Source organism: Sphingopyxis chilensis, from assembly GCF_035930445.1.
GTDB classification, from domain to species: Bacteria; Pseudomonadota; Alphaproteobacteria; order Sphingomonadales; family Sphingomonadaceae; genus Sphingopyxis; species Sphingopyxis chilensis.
In genome coordinates, this window is sequence record NZ_CP142394.1 from 2,634,499 (window position 1) to 2,648,429 (window position 13,931).

Consider the following 13,931-nt stretch of genomic DNA (forward strand, 5'->3'; position numbering starts at 1 on the left):
GCATCACACGCCGAGATCCGCCCGCACATTGCGCGGATCGGTCCATTCGCTGAGCAGCTTGATCAGCGCCGCGTCGTCGGCCGGCAGATCGACCATCAGCCGCACAAGCTGGTCGCCGCGCCCGCCGCCCTTCTGGCTGAAGCCCTTGCCCTTGAGACGCATGACCTTGCCCGAAGAGGAGCCCGCGGGGATCGACAGCATCACCGGTCCGTCGACCGTTGGCACCTTGACCTTCGCGCCCTTCACCGCCTCGTTCAGCGTGACCGGCAGGTCGAGGCGGATGTTGGCACCCTCGCGCTCATAGAAAGGGTGATCCTTCACCGTGATCGTCACGATGCCGTCGCCGGTGCCCCCGGGACCGGCCTGCCCCTTGCCGGCAAGGCGCATCTGCGTCCCGGTTTCGACGCCTGCGGGGAGCTTCAAATCGATCGTGCCGCCGTCGGCGAGCGTGATCCGCTGCGGCGCCTGTGTCGCAGCGTCGATGAAGGACACCGACAGGCGATAGGCGACATTGGCGCCCTTTTGCGGCGGCGCGCTGCGCCCGCCGAACCCGCCGAACGGCCCGCCACCGCGGCCGCCGAACAGCCCTTCAAAAATGTCGCCGAAATCGGCACTGTCGTTGCCGAAACCGCCCTGCCCGCGCGGATCGCCGCGAAACCCTCCACCGCCGCCGCCATAGCCGAACGGCATGGCAGGATTGCCGTCGGCGTCGATCTCTCCGCGATCATATTGCGCACGCTTCGTCTTGTCAGACAAAAGGTCATAGGCCTTTGTGACGTCAGAAAATTTCTCCGATGCCTTCGGATTGTCCTTGTTCTTGTCGGGATGCAGTTCCTTGGCGAGCTTGCGATAAGCGGACTTGATCTCCGCATCGCTCGCGGTCTTCGCAACGCCCAAGGTGGAATAGGGATCGGCCATTTTGCTCCTGTAGCCCGATAAGTGAGTGGGCGTGAAGCCCGATTGCGCGCGCCATGTGGTAATGTGCCGGAACGCGGTCAAGTTCCCCTTCGCCGAGATGACGATCTGCCTCGACCATTATCTCCCGCCGCATTATGACCGCGCCGATGAGCGACGATCCCTTTGCCCTGTTCGACAGCTGGTTCGCCGAAGCGCGCGCCAGCGAGGCCAACGACTCCAACGCGATGGCGCTCGCGACGACGACGCCGGACGGCCGGCCGTCGCTGCGCATGGTGCTTTTGAAAGGGCATGGCCCGGATGGCTTCATCTTCTATACGAACCTCGACAGTCGCAAGGGCGGCGAGCTGGCGGCCAACCCGCACGTCGCATTGCTTTTTCACTGGAAATCGCTGCGCCGCCAGATCCGCATCGAGGGCGAAGCGGCGCCGGTCGATGACGCGACGGCCGACGCCTATTTCGCGACGCGCAGCCGCGACAGCCAGCTCGGCGCCTGGGCGAGCGACCAGTCGCGTCCGCTGGACAGTCGCGACACGTTCGAGGCGCGTTTCGCCGAGATGCAGGCGCGCTTCGAAGGACAGGACGTGCCACGCCCGCCGCGCTGGTCGGGCTGGCGCGTTAATCCTTCGGGAATCGAATTCTGGCAGGACCGGGCGCACCGGCTGCACGAACGCACCTTGTTCCGGCGCGCCGGCAACAGCTGGACGAGAGGATTTCTTTATCCATGAGCGCAGCCCGACGCCTTCCGATCACGCAAGTCGACGCCTTTGCCGACCGGCCGTTCGCCGGCAATCCCGCGGCAGTGATGCCGCTCGAGGAATGGCTCGACGACAAGACGCTGCAAGCCATCGCGGCCGAGAACAACCTCGCCGAAACAGCATTCCTCGTCCCCGACGAAAGCGACGAGGCCGATTATGAGCTGCGCTGGTTCACCCCGACGATCGAGGTCGCGCTGTGCGGCCACGCGACGCTTGCCAGCGGGCATGTCCTGCTGTCGGCGGCGCAGTGGCGTAACGAGATGCGCTTTCGCACGCGCAAGGCCGGCATTTTGCAGGTCACACGCGATGGCGAGGACGAAGGCTATCGCATGAAGCTGCCCGCCTATCGGGCTGGCGCGAAGCCGATGCCCGACATCGCGCGCGCAATGGGCGGCGACGTCGCCGAAACGCTATGGCACGAGGGCGGCTATGCGCTGATCGTCTATCGCAGCGCCGAAGAAGTCCGGGCGTTGACGCCCGATCTTGCCGCGCTCAGCGACGGCGACATCCTTTATATCGCGACCGCGCCGGGGATCGACGACCCGTCGGGCGCCGACGTGGTCAGCCGCGCCTTCGCGCCCGGTGCCGGTATCCCCGAAGATCCGGTGACCGGATCGGCGCACAGCGTACTGACTCCCTATTGGACGACGCGCCTCGGCCGCGACGCCTTCGCCGCCTATCAGGCGAGCGCGCGCGGCGGCCATGTCGGCTGCCGCCTCGATGGCGACATGGTCGAGCTTGCCGGCACCTGCGTGACGACGGTCGTGGGTGATTTCCTGCTATAAGCTTTCGGCGAGATCGGCGAGATGCCGGCGCAGCGCCGGGAACTGGTCGTCCCGCGTGATGCCCAGTCGCACGATCGTCACCCGCTGCGATGGCGAAACGATGATATACTGACCCTGGTGGCCGATACAGGCGAAGAGGTCGTTCGGACCGCGATCGGGCCAGAGCGCCGGGGTGACGCCGGCGGGACGTTTGCGGTTCAGCCAGATGTGGCCGCCATATCCGGCGTCGTTCCGCGATGGCGTCAGCATGAAGCGAATCCAGGTTTCCGGGAGCAGCCGCTGGCCGTTAACGACGCCGCGATTGCGCAGAAACTCACCGAACCTCGCATAGTCGCGCGCGGTCGCGTGCATGATCGAGCCGCCGATCATCGTGCCCTTCGCGTCGAACTCGGGGGTCAGGCTCGCCATGCCCAGCGGTTCCATCAGCCGCCCGCTGACGAAGTCGCGCATCGCGTCGCGGCGTGCATCGGGATTTTGCGAGGGGGTCAGCGTGTCGGCGATGATGTCCGACAGGATGACGCTGGTCGCCGAGCTGTAATTGAACACCTCGCCCGGCTGCGCCGCGGCGGGCTTCGTCTCGGCGAAGCCGGCCATATCTTCCGCCCCGCCGCCGAACAGCATCGCGACGGTGTCGCCCTGCCAGACCGGGTCGCCATTTTCGACATGTTCGAGTCCCGAGGACATGTGAAGCAGGTTGCGCAGCGTGATTGCGCCGCGCGGATCGCCGCTGCGCTGCCAGGCTCCCACCGGGGCCGGCCCGTCGAGCGACAATTGCCCATCGGCGACGAGGAAGCCGATGAGCACCGCCGTAATGCTCTTCGCCATCGACCAGCTGATCAGCTTGCTTTGGGGACCGAAACCCGCCCCATAGCGCTCGTAGATCAATTCGCCGTCGCGCAGCACGAGCAGCGCGCGCGTCTCGCCGACCTCGCCGGCGTCGGTGAACAGCGCGTCGGCGTGCGTTCTGATCGCAGCGGGCAAGGCGGGCAGCCCGCGCGGCGGGTCGGCCGCGGCGACGCTGTCGAGCGAGGTGCCGAATTTGGGCGCCGGCGATGCGGGCGCCATATTGCCCTGTCCCGCTGCGTGGGTCAGCGACCAGGCGCCCAGCATCGCAAGCGCAGCACTTGCCAGCAGCCGTTTTTTCGTGATCATGGCAAGGGTGAATAACATCAATCCGCCCGGGCCGACAACCGGCGAGCCGCTGGCCGCCACGCCCCCTCCCGCGGATGCGCCGCCGCCGCGCAAGAAACCGGGCCGCTGGGGCGGATGCCTTCCGTGGGCGATCATCGTCGCGGTGCTGTTCGCCATCTTCGCGATCTGGAAATTCCCGGCGTTCAAGGCGCAGGCGGAGCTCGGATCCGCCTATGCCGCGCGCGTCGGCTGTTCGTGCCGCTATGTCCAGGGCCGCAGCCTCGAAAGCTGTCAGAGCGATTTCGAACCCGGAATGGACATGGTGTCGCTGAGCGAGGATCCGGCGACCCGGACCGTCACCGGCAGCGTACCCCTGCTCGCGTCGCGCAGCGCGCGCCATGCCGGAGCGAGCGGATGCCTGCTGCGGCCCGAAAATTGAGGCGCTGACCCTAGCGCCGCGAACGCCCGACGAGGAGCGCAACCGCGGCGGGGGCACCGAACACAAGCAGCCAGATGGCCGCTTCCTCGGTCCAGCCATAGCCCGCATGCAACACTCCGACGAGCAGGTTGCCGATCGATACCACGAACCAGAGCAGCAGGAATAATCGCGTCGCCCGCGTCGTATCCCTGATGACGAGCCACAGCAGGACCAGCAGGCCGAACCCTGCTGCGAGCATGACGGCGGTATGCGACATTTACGCCCCCTCTTCCTCGACATCGGGCAAGATAGCCGAACGATGCCGCCGCCGCCACTCGCCGGGCGACATGCCCACCTTGCTCCGGAAGATCGCGCACAGATGCGCATGGCTCGAAAATCCGGTGGCGAAGGCGATTTCCGCGATCGACAGCGGCCGGTTCATCAGGAACCAGCACGCGCGGCGCAGCCGCTGGCGCAGGACATATTGCGCCGGCGTGCGCCCCGTCGCGCGCGCGAAATGGACAATCAGGCTGTTCACCGACATGCCCGCCTCGGCCGCGATATCCTCGACGGTCAGCGGTGTTTCGAGTTGCGCCTGGATGAAGATCATCAGCCCGTTGATGCGACGGGTCATGGCGGGGGATTCGGCGCGCCCGATCATGTGATCGAGCGTCTTGGCGAGGATCGCGATCAGCGGATCGGCCGCCGAGGCGTCGCCTGCCGCGAGCGCGCGGACGAGCGCGGCGAGCGCGAGATCATGGTGCGCCGCAAGCGCTCGCGTGTCGGGCGCGATCGACAAAAGCGGCACCGGAATCTCGACCTGGTTATAGCGGACGGCGCCGCCCTTTGCCGCGGCACGATATACAATCCCCGCAGGAACAAGCCACATCTCTCCCGGCAGCGGATCGCCGAGCGACGTCCGCATGTCGCCCAGCCAGGTTTCGAGCCAGTGATAGCTTCCCGCCTCGTAAAGGATCAGCGCATGGACATCGCGTTCGATCGTCCAGTTCGAAGGGCCATCGATCCGGTCGGTGATCGAGGCGACCCTGAGTCCTCCCACTTCCATGACCGAAGTATGGCAAGAATGGGAGAATGTGAAAGCCTGCTATATTCCCCGATAATATGGTTAAATCGCGCCACCCAAAGTCCACGGCCTCGGTCGCCGCCGAGTGGAAATGAGTGTGGGCAACACAATGTTCGCGTGCCCCAAATACGCAGTATCAGACCCCCCCCCAAGGCGGGCGGCGCGATCGCCGCCCGCCTCTTTTTTCGGGTCGAACGAACGGCTTGCTTCAGGTCGCGGCGAGAAATTCGTCCATCGCGCGGTTGACCGCGTCAGGCGCTTCCCAAGGCACGAAATGGCCGCAATCGGGAACTTCGACGATCCTCACGTCGGGGACGAGATTTTCCATCCCGTCGAGATTGCAGGGCGGCAGCGCCAGATCGTCGAGCGCCCAGATCACCAGCGTCGGAATACCGAGCTTCGGAAAGGGCGCTGCTGGCGGCTCGGCATAGGGCTCGTCCATGGCGGGCACGTTGATGGGCGAACCGCGATACCAGTTGATCATCGCGCGGCACGCGTCGCGATCCTCCCAATCCTTGAGCAGCCGGCCGATCTCGTCGGCGGGCTGGAGGCCGCCGCTCGGCACGCGGTTCGCAAAAGCATGGGCGAGAATGCCGGCGATCCCATGCTCCTCGATAATCGCATCGCTCGCGGGGTCGCGGAAGGTGCGGATATACTGGCTGGCAGCGCGCTGCGCTTCGTCGGTCGCAAGGAGACGCTGAAAGATGCCGGGGTGCGGCGCATTGGCGATTACCGCGCGCGTCACGCGCCCCGCCCACGCCGGATGCAGGCCGCCCGGCTGGCCCCCGAGCGCAACGCCCCAGGCGATCGCTCCGCCCCAGTCGTGACCGACGATCGTAAATCTGTCGGCGCCCAGCGCATCGGCGAGCGCGAAGATATCGGCGATCAGCTTGTCGGGGGTATAAGCTTCGACCTCCTGCGGCTTCGACGATCCGCGATAGCCGCGCTGGTCGGGCGCGATGCAGCGGAAGCGGGTCGCGAAATGCGGCAGCTGGTGCCGCCAGGTCCGATGCGACTCCGGAAAGCCGTGGAGGAAGATCAATGCCGGAGCGTCGCGCGGCCCCATGTCGACGACGTCGAGTTCGACCCCGGTCGAAAGCTTCACACGCCGCTGCTCGAAATCGGCCGTCATGGGCACCGCTCCTTTGGTTTCTTTTCGAAACCAATCTGGCGGGGATCGACGCGGCTGGCAAGCCGCAACGAAGCCGCGCAGCCGGAAGCGGCCGCGAGCGACCGGGCGCTTACCGGTATTTGAGGCGGTGGATGCCCGTCGGATGTCGTCCTGACCTCATTCGAAAATATCGAGCGGGATCGCTTCGCCTATCCGCGTTTGGCCGCGCCCGTCGGGGTGAAGATTGTCTCCCCGCTGCAGTGCCGGGTCCAACCGCTTGGGATTCGCGGGGTCGGCGACGAACTTCTCCATGTCGATGACGGCGTCGAACGCTCCCGAGGTCCGGATCCAGTCGTTGACACGCATGCGCATCGCCTCGCCCGCTTCGGTATGATAATTGGCCCCCTCAAACGGCAGGATGGTCATGCCGACCGCCTTGATACCGCGCCGATGCGCGCCTGCGATCAGCGTGCGATAGCCCTCGATCAGCTGTTCATGGGACAGGGTCGGCGCGGTCGTGCCGTCCGGTCGCCGCTGGCCCGAACTGCCGATATCGTTGACCCCCTCGAGGATTACGACATGGGTGACGCCCGGCAGATCGAGGACATCGCGCTCAAACCTCTCGACGGCGCTGGGGCCCGCGCCGCGCGAAATGACCCGATTGCCCGAAATCGCCTGCGTCACAACGACATGGGGCTTGCCCTCCTGTGCGAGGCGCCGGCCGAGGACATCGCCCCACCGGCATATCGGCACGGCGTCGTTCGCGCATCCAGGGTTATCCGTGATCGAATCGCCGAAGGCGACAATCACCGGCCGCGGCGCCTTGCCCAGCACCTCCACGCCCGCGAGCAACGGCCGTGTGTCTGCCGTGCGCACCGCGACGAAGGGTTCCCGCGCGAAGTTGCCCGGCGCGGATATTCGCGTCTTGGCGCCCCCCGCGCCGTGGACCGTGTTGAGCTTTACCGCACCGGGAAGATAGACCGAGATCTCGATCAGGTCGAACGCACCGACTTGAAGCTCCGCCGCATCGCTGACCAGGGTCGCGCCCGCCGGCGCGCGGGCCGACGTCTGACCGCCAAAGCTGACGGGCACGGCTTTTCCACCGGGCCGTCGGACGCTGACCGCACCGATGGTCAGCGGCTCGCCATATTCGTTGGACAATCGAAGGCGGATGCGGTCGCCCTCGGCACCGACGCGAATGGCAAAGCTCAGCGTCGCATTGTCGACCGCGACTTCCTGCCTTGCATTCGTTGCCTCCCACATGCTCGCCGACCATGCCGGCGTCCACTCGCCCTTTGCGGGCGCGGGGGCAGCGGCGACCAGCAGCAACGCCGCTGCTGCAGTGACGGATTTCCAAGGATGACGCATCATTCACTCCCAGTTCTGTGGGACACTCCCGGTCGGTGCAGCGACTGGAAACCGCCGGTCATCGACCAAGCGAATATCGTCCGCACCGTAAGAAGGAATGATATATATGATAAAATCCAGTGCAAGCCGCCGTTAATTCAAAGCCTTGACGTCGCGGGAGCATCGGCAACGACCGGCGCGGTTACCGAATCCCACCAGCCGCCGAGCGCATCGATCAGGGGGACGAGCCGCTCACCGTCCACAGTCAGGTCATATTCGACCCGCCGCGGATAACCTTCGAACTCGGTCCGCCGGACGATCCCCGCATCCTCAAGCTTGCGAAGTTCGAGCGTCAGCATCCTGTGCGAGATCGCAGGGTTGTCGCGGCGCAGGTCGCTGAACCGCTTGGTCCCGTCACTGAGATAATAGATCAGCAGCGTCGGCCAGCGGCCGCTCAACAGCTGCATGACCTCCTCGATCGGACAGCGCGAAACCAGATCCTTCATCATTGTCCCCATGGTTACAAAAAGGTGCGTAATTTACGCGCGAATAGAGCCCCCTATATCGCAAACTGCTGCGCAGCTCCCCTCAAGACGATGGAGCAAAACATTGGAACCGATCCTTATCTATGGCTTCCCGCTGGGAAGTTCCATGGGCCTCGTCGCGGCCCTGGAGTGGCTGGGCAAACCCTATCGCCTCTGCCGCGTCGACATGCTCGGCGAAATGCGCGAGCCCGCCTATGCCCGCATCAACGCACGGCACGAAACGCCGGCGCTGATCACCGACGAGGGCAAGGTGCTGACCGAAACGATGGCGATCGCGCACTGGCTCGCCGCGCGCGACGACGAACGGCGGATCAGCCCCGGCCCGCTGTCGGCCGAAGGCGACCGGATGCGGCAGGTCATGGCGTTCATCAACACCGGATTCACCGGCGCTTTCAGCCCGCTGTGGGTCGCGCTCGAAATGGACCCGCCGCGCCCGGCGCTGCAGGCGTCGCTCCGCGAATGGGGCAAGGAGGCCGTGATCCAACGCCACGACCGGCTCGAAGAAATGGCGGGCGACGGCCCCTGGCTGGTCGGCGACCGGCCGACGCTGGTCGACGCATTGTTCATCGGCATCGCGCGCTGGCTGGAGTTCCACGAAGTCGCCAAACCCGTGCGCTGGCCGAAACTCGCGGCGCTCCGCGCACGGCTGGAGGCCGATCCGGCGGTCGTCTATGCGACCGCGCTAGAAAGCGGCGAAAGCGCGAGCGGCAGCGGCGCCTGCCGCGGCCATGTTCTGCTCGCCGACGTGATCGAGCGGTACGGCGCATGACAGAAGCGGTGCGCGGCGCGTCGCCGCCGCGCACCGCTTCCTTGCGCGCGCACCATTGTGAGCGCGCGCCGGCTTTGATAGCATGCCGCATGGACAGGATCGAAACCCAAGCGTCGGGCGGCTGCCAGTGCGGCGCGGTGCGCTATCATGTCGCCGCCGTGCTCGACACCTCGCACATCTGCCATTGCCGCATGTGCCAGAAGGCAGCGGGCAATTTCTTTATCGCGCTGATCGGCGTCCCGCGCGACGCGATAACATGGACGCGTGGGCAGCCCGCGTGGTTCAACAGCTCCGACAAGGCGGCGCGCGGCTTCTGCCGCAACTGCGGGACGCCGCTGGCCTATGACTATTTCGAGAGCAAGCATATCAACCTGACGACCGGGTCGTTCGACGACCCGTCGCAGTTCCCGCCGCGGGTGCAGTTCGGCGTCGAAGGTCAGCTGTCGCTGTTCGAGGATTTGCCGATCAAGGCCGAGGGTACGACCGAGGAAACCATGGCCGCCTATGTGGGCGCCATCAAGGCGAGCAACCACCAGCACCCCGACCATGACACGGAGGTCTGGCCGAGGGGGTGATGCGGGCCCGCGGGTTCAGGCGCCCGAGCGGATCAAGTGATCGAAGGCCGACAGCGACGCTTTCGATCCCTCGCCCATCGCGATGACGATCTGCTTGTAAGGAACGGTCGTCACGTCGCCCGCGGCAAAGATGCCGGGCTGGCTCGTGGCGCCGCGCGCGTCGACCTCGATCTCGCCGCGATCGCTGAGTGCCACCGCATCGCCGAGCCATTCGGTGTTCGGGATCAGGCCGATCTGGACGAATATGCCTTCGAGCTCGACGAGATGCTCCTCGTCCCTGTTGCGGTCGCGATAACGCAGCCCGACGACCTTCTCGCCATTGCCGAGCACTTCGGTGGTGAGCGCCGAGGTGATGACCGTGACGTTGGGCAGGCTGCCCAGCTTCGTCTGAAGCACGGCGTCGGCGCGAAGCTGGCTGTCGAACTCGATCAAGGTCACGTGCGCAACGAGCCCGGCAAGGTCGATCGCCGCCTCGACGCCCGAATTGCCGCCGCCGATCACCGCCACGCGCTTGCCCTTGAACAGCGGCCCGTCACAGTGCGGGCAATAGGCGACGCCCTTGTTGCGATATTCGGCCTCACCGGGGACGCCCATCTGGCGCCAGCGTGCGCCGGTCGACAGGATCACCGTCTTGCCCTTCACGCTCGCACCGCTCTTTAGCTTCACTTCGTGCAAGCCGTTCGCGCCGCCGGGGATCAGCGCGGCGGCTTCCTGCACGTTCATGACGTCGACGTCATAATCCTTCACATGCGCTTCCAGTTGCGCAGCGAGCTTCGGGCCTTCGGTGTGCTGGACCGAGACGAAATTCTCGATCCCGAGGGTGTCGAGCACCTGCCCGCCAAAGCGTTCGGCGACGATGCCGGTGCGGATGCCCTTGCGCGCCGCGTAAATCGCCGCCGCAGCGCCGCCGGGTCCGCCGCCGACGACAAGCACGTCGAACGGCTCCTTCGCGGCGATCTTTTCGGCCGCACGCGCCACTGCCCCGGTGTCGAGCTTGGCGACGACCTGCGCAAGGTCCATGCGGCCCTGACCGAAAGGTTCGCCGTTGAGGAAGACGGCGGGCACCGCCATTACCTGACGGCGCTCGACCTCGTCCTGAAACAGTGCCCCATCGATCGCGGTGTGACGGATGTTCGGATTGAGCGCCGCCATGATGTTGAGCGCCTGCACGACGTCGGGGCAGTTCTGGCACGACAGCGAAAAGAAGGTTTCGAAGGTGAAGTCGCCTTCCAATGCGCGCACCGCATCGAGCAGTTCGGTATCTTCCTTCGGCGGATGGCCGCCGACGTGGAGCAGCGCGAGGATCAGCGAGGTGAATTCATGCCCCATCGGCAGGCCGGCGAACACGGCTTCGGCCTTCCCCGCATCGCCGCGGATCGCGAAGGACGGCTTGCGCGCATCGTCGCCGTCGAAGCGCGCGGTGACGAGGTCAGACTGCGCCGCGACTTCCTCCACAAGGCTGCGCATCTCGGCCGACTTGGGCGACGCTTCGAGGCTCGCGACGAGCTCGATCGGGCGGCGGAGGTTGCCGAGATAGGATTTGAGCTGGGCGGTCGTGTTGGCGTCGAGCATCGGCATGGGGAGAGCCTTTCGGACAGGAGCAAGGGTTCGCCGCGGAGAGCGGCGCCCGGCGTTATTGGTTTTTTCCGGAATGCGAGGACCGGGCGAGCGCCGCTCGCCCGGTCCTGCCAATCGGTCGGTTTAGATCTTGCCGACGAGTTCGATCGAGGGAGCGAGCGTTTCGGCGCCTTCTTCCCACTTCGCCGGGCACACCTGGCCGGGGTTGGCGCGGACATAGACCGCGGCCTTGATCTTGCGTACGAGTTCCTCGGCATTGCGGCCGACGCCCTCGCTGGTGATTTCCATCACCTGGATCACGCCGTCGGGATCGACGACGAAGGTCGCGCGGTCGGCAAGGCCCGAATCTTCACGCAGCACGCCGAAATTGTTGGCGAGGACGTGGTTCTGGTCGCCGAGCATGTGATAGTTGATCTTGCCGATCGCCGGCGAGCTGTCGTGCCACGCCTTGTGGCTGAAATGCGTGTCGGTCGATACCGAATAGACTTCGACGCCGAGGCCCTGGAGCGTTTCATACTGGTCGGCGAGGTCTTCGAGTTCGGTCGGGCAGACGAAGGTGAAGTCGGCCGGATAGAAGAAGAAAACCGCCCACTTGCCCTTGGTGTCGGCGTCGGTCACGGGGACGAACTTGCCCTGATGGTACGAGGTGGCGTTGAACGGCTTGATCGAGCTTCCGATGATACCCATGGGAGAGTGTTTCCTTTATTTGCTGCACTGCAAAATGATTTGCAGGGCGCCAGCTATGCCGACTGGCACGCGCACTCAACCCCAATTTTCCGGGCACACTTATCGGCTGAATCGATTAAAAGCCGATATTCGCGCAAAACGGCGATTACCGGCAAATATCCTTCGCGCCAACGAGAAGGTCGATTACCTCGGCGTCGAAATCATCGGGCGCGCCCGGGGTGATCTTGCGGAAACGACGCGCGCAATAGGCTGCGCGGGGACCAAGGTCGGGAACGTCGCGGAACTTCAGCGCGGTTCCTGACGTCCCGCCCACCAGGTCGGGCATGTCGCTCCACACGGTTCGCACCGTGAAAACGGCGCCCGGGCGAACCTCGGGCGGGTAACGCTCGTGCCGGCTGATACACAGCGCCAGGTCATCCACTCGCCAATCGTCTGTCATTATCGACCCTCCCGAAGCATTCACCAGGGTGGCCCGGCCAAGGCTACCATAGAATCGGGCGGCACGCGACGGCATTTGGCCGCTGGCAAAGTCATGGCGCGCTGACTAGAGGCAGACGGTGTTCGGACGGGCAACGGAGCGCCATATGACCCCCACCGCAAAGATCCTTCTCCTCGGCTCGGGCGAGCTCGGCCGCGAGTTCGTCATTTCGGCGAAACGCCTCGGCTGCCATGTCGTCGCGTGCGACAGCTATGCCGGTGCGCCGGCGATGCAGGTTGCCGACGAATATGAGGTCTTCTCGATGCTCGACGGCGATGCGCTCCGCGCCGCGATCGAAAAGCACCGCCCCGATCATGTCGTGCCCGAGGTCGAGGCGATCCGCACCGAAATCCTCGCCGAAGTCGAAGCCGAGGGCTTCCATGTCGTCCCCTCGGCGCGCGCGGCGCAGCTGACGATGAACCGCGACGCGATCCGCGACCTCGCGGCGAGCGAGCTCGGACTCGCCACATCGACCTTCGAATATGCCGAGACGCGTGAGGAATTGCGGGCCGCGGCCGGGCGGATCGGCTTCCCCCTCGTCGTAAAACCCGTGATGTCCTCGTCGGGCAAGGGGCAGAGCACGGTGAAAGACGCCGCCGCGATCGACGCCGCGTGGGACTATGCCGCCGCCGGGATGCGCGGCGACCGGCTGCGCGTAATCGCCGAGGCATTCATCGATTTCGATTACGAGATCACGCTGCTGACCGTCCGGCACAAGGGCGGCGTCAGCTTCTGCCCGCCGATCGGCCACCGGCAGGAGCGCGGCGACTATCGCGAAAGCTGGCAACCCGCTGCGATGTCGGATGCGGCGCTCGATAGTGCTCAGCAGATGGCGACCAAGGTCGTCGATGCGCTCGGCGGCCATGGCATTTTCGGGGTCGAATTTTTCGTGAAGGGCGACGCGGTCATCTTCTCCGAACTCAGCCCGCGCCCGCACGACACGGGCATGGTCACGCTGATCTCGCAAGCCCTGTCGGAGTTCGACCTGCACGCGCGGGCGATCCTGGGCCTGCCGATCACCGCGATCGAGGTTCCGCACGCGAGCGCGAGCGCGGTGCTGCTTGCCGACCGCGACGCGAGCGATTTCGCGATCACCGGCCTTGCCGACGCGCTGGCGCAGCCCAATGCCGAAACCGCGGTCGATGCCCGCATCTTCGGCAAGCCCGTCACGCGGCCGTATCGCCGGATGGGCGTCGCGCTCGCGAGGGTCACGGGCGGCACTACCGACGAAGCACGCGCTGCGGCAGTCGCGGCGGCGGCGACGCTTCGCATCGACTATCGATGACCGTCGCGGCCCGCCGTCTCGGCCCCGGCGACATCGCCGCGATGCGCGACCTCAACGCGCTCTATGCCGATGCGTTCGAGGACGCCGAAACCTATCGCCGCGAAACGCCCGACGACGCGTGGCTCGCACGCCAGCTCGGCAAGGATGCCGTCATCCTGCTCGTCGCCGAGACGGGGGGCCGCATCGTCGGCGGCCTCACCGCCTATGAACTGCCTAAGCTGGAGGCGGCGCGCAGCGAAATCTATCTCTACGACCTTGCGGTCGCTCCGCATTTCCGCCGCTGCGGCATTGCGACGATGCTGATCGACGAGCTGCAACATATCGCCGCCGACACCGGCGCCTGGGCCGTGTTCGTGCAGGCCGATTATGCCGACCCGCCCGCGATCGCTCTCTATACCAAGCTGGGCGTCCGCGAAGAGGTGCTCCATTTCGACCTACCGCCCAAGGCGCGATGTTAGCGGGAAG

The 13,931-nt window shown here is 65.7% G+C and carries 17 protein-coding genes; 7 read left to right on the forward strand and 10 right to left on the reverse strand.

Annotated elements, in window-relative coordinates; translation table 11 throughout:
• Window positions 1-3: 3 nt before the first annotated feature.
• Window positions 4-918 (reverse strand): DnaJ C-terminal domain-containing protein, encoded by a 915-nt coding sequence (locus tag VSX79_RS12260; protein WP_179495080.1) that lies wholly within the window; start codon window positions 916-918, stop codon window positions 4-6.
• A gap of 146 nt (window positions 919-1,064) precedes the next feature.
• Here VSX79_RS12260 and pdxH point away from each other — a divergent pair, with 146 nt between their 5' ends.
• Together pdxH and VSX79_RS12270 are read left to right on the forward strand one after the other, a co-directional pair.
• A complete protein-coding gene (pdxH, locus tag VSX79_RS12265; protein ID WP_179495078.1) occupies window positions 1,065-1,643 on the forward strand; it encodes a pyridoxamine 5'-phosphate oxidase in 579 nt (192 codons plus the stop codon).
• On the forward strand, window positions 1,640-2,458 hold the full coding sequence (locus VSX79_RS12270; RefSeq protein WP_326913481.1) for a PhzF family phenazine biosynthesis protein: 819 nt from the start codon (window positions 1,640-1,642) through the stop codon (window positions 2,456-2,458). The genes pdxH and VSX79_RS12270 overlap by 4 nt, the downstream gene beginning before the upstream one ends.
• Here the strand turns inward: VSX79_RS12270 and VSX79_RS12275 are convergent.
• The gene (locus VSX79_RS12275; RefSeq protein WP_326913482.1) at window positions 2,453-3,610 is read right to left on the reverse strand and encodes a serine hydrolase domain-containing protein; all 1,158 of its coding nucleotides are present in this window, start codon (window positions 3,608-3,610) and stop codon (window positions 2,453-2,455) included. The genes VSX79_RS12270 and VSX79_RS12275 overlap by 6 nt on opposite strands.
• Before the next feature lie 7 nt (window positions 3,611-3,617).
• On the opposite strand from VSX79_RS12275, the gene VSX79_RS12280 reads away from it, so the two are divergent.
• Window positions 3,618-4,028 (forward strand): hypothetical protein, encoded by a 411-nt coding sequence (locus tag VSX79_RS12280; RefSeq protein WP_407697219.1) that lies wholly within the window; start codon window positions 3,618-3,620, stop codon window positions 4,026-4,028.
• 10 nt (window positions 4,029-4,038) lie between these two features.
• Here the strand turns inward: VSX79_RS12280 and VSX79_RS12285 are convergent, their stop codons facing one another.
• The 5 genes from VSX79_RS12285 to VSX79_RS12305 form a co-directional block, all read right to left on the reverse strand.
• A complete protein-coding gene (locus VSX79_RS12285) occupies window positions 4,039-4,284 on the reverse strand; it encodes a hypothetical protein (RefSeq protein ID WP_326913484.1) in 246 nt (81 codons plus the stop codon).
• Complete coding sequence (locus tag VSX79_RS12290; RefSeq protein ID WP_326913485.1) at window positions 4,285-5,073, reverse strand: AraC family transcriptional regulator; 789 nt, start codon at window positions 5,071-5,073, stop codon at window positions 4,285-4,287.
• A 226-nt stretch (window positions 5,074-5,299) separates the two neighbouring features.
• Window positions 5,300-6,223 (reverse strand): alpha/beta fold hydrolase, encoded by a 924-nt coding sequence (locus VSX79_RS12295; protein WP_179495066.1) that lies wholly within the window; start codon window positions 6,221-6,223, stop codon window positions 5,300-5,302.
• 156 nt (window positions 6,224-6,379) lie between these two features.
• Entirely contained in the window at window positions 6,380-7,570 is a 1,191-nt protein-coding gene (locus tag VSX79_RS12300) for an SGNH/GDSL hydrolase family protein (protein WP_326913486.1), read from the reverse strand.
• Window positions 7,571-7,707: 137 nt separating this feature from the next.
• Entirely contained in the window at window positions 7,708-8,055 is a 348-nt protein-coding gene (locus tag VSX79_RS12305; protein WP_179497260.1) for a winged helix-turn-helix transcriptional regulator, read from the reverse strand.
• Window positions 8,056-8,158: 103 nt separating this feature from the next.
• Here VSX79_RS12305 and VSX79_RS12310 point away from each other — a divergent pair, with 103 nt between their 5' ends.
• A complete protein-coding gene (locus tag VSX79_RS12310) occupies window positions 8,159-8,863 on the forward strand; it encodes a glutathione S-transferase family protein (RefSeq protein ID WP_326913487.1) in 705 nt (234 codons plus the stop codon).
• An 89-nt stretch (window positions 8,864-8,952) separates the two neighbouring features.
• Complete coding sequence (locus VSX79_RS12315; RefSeq protein WP_179495060.1) at window positions 8,953-9,438, forward strand: GFA family protein; 486 nt, start codon at window positions 8,953-8,955, stop codon at window positions 9,436-9,438.
• Window positions 9,439-9,453: 15 nt separating this feature from the next.
• Here the strand turns inward: VSX79_RS12315 and ahpF are convergent, their stop codons facing one another.
• The 3 genes from ahpF to VSX79_RS12330 all read right to left on the reverse strand — a co-directional run bounded on the left by ahpF (window position 9,454) and on the right by VSX79_RS12330 (window position 12,142).
• A complete protein-coding gene (gene ahpF, locus VSX79_RS12320; protein WP_179497259.1) occupies window positions 9,454-11,010 on the reverse strand; it encodes an alkyl hydroperoxide reductase subunit F in 1,557 nt (518 codons plus the stop codon).
• A 129-nt stretch (window positions 11,011-11,139) separates the two neighbouring features.
• Complete coding sequence (gene ahpC, locus VSX79_RS12325; RefSeq protein ID WP_179495058.1) at window positions 11,140-11,703, reverse strand: alkyl hydroperoxide reductase subunit C; 564 nt, start codon at window positions 11,701-11,703, stop codon at window positions 11,140-11,142.
• Window positions 11,704-11,848: 145 nt separating this feature from the next.
• Window positions 11,849-12,142, reverse strand: coding sequence for a hypothetical protein (locus VSX79_RS12330; RefSeq protein WP_326913488.1), 294 nt, complete (start codon window positions 12,140-12,142; stop codon window positions 11,849-11,851).
• 145 nt (window positions 12,143-12,287) lie between these two features.
• On the opposite strand from VSX79_RS12330, the gene purT reads away from it, so the two are divergent.
• Together purT and VSX79_RS12340 are read left to right on the forward strand one after the other, a co-directional pair.
• Complete coding sequence (purT, locus tag VSX79_RS12335) at window positions 12,288-13,466, forward strand: formate-dependent phosphoribosylglycinamide formyltransferase (RefSeq protein WP_326913489.1); 1,179 nt, start codon at window positions 12,288-12,290, stop codon at window positions 13,464-13,466.
• Complete coding sequence (locus VSX79_RS12340; protein ID WP_326913490.1) at window positions 13,463-13,924, forward strand: AAC(3)-I family aminoglycoside N-acetyltransferase; 462 nt, start codon at window positions 13,463-13,465, stop codon at window positions 13,922-13,924. The genes purT and VSX79_RS12340 overlap by 4 nt, the downstream gene beginning before the upstream one ends.
• The last annotated feature ends 7 nt before the right edge of the window (window positions 13,925-13,931 follow it).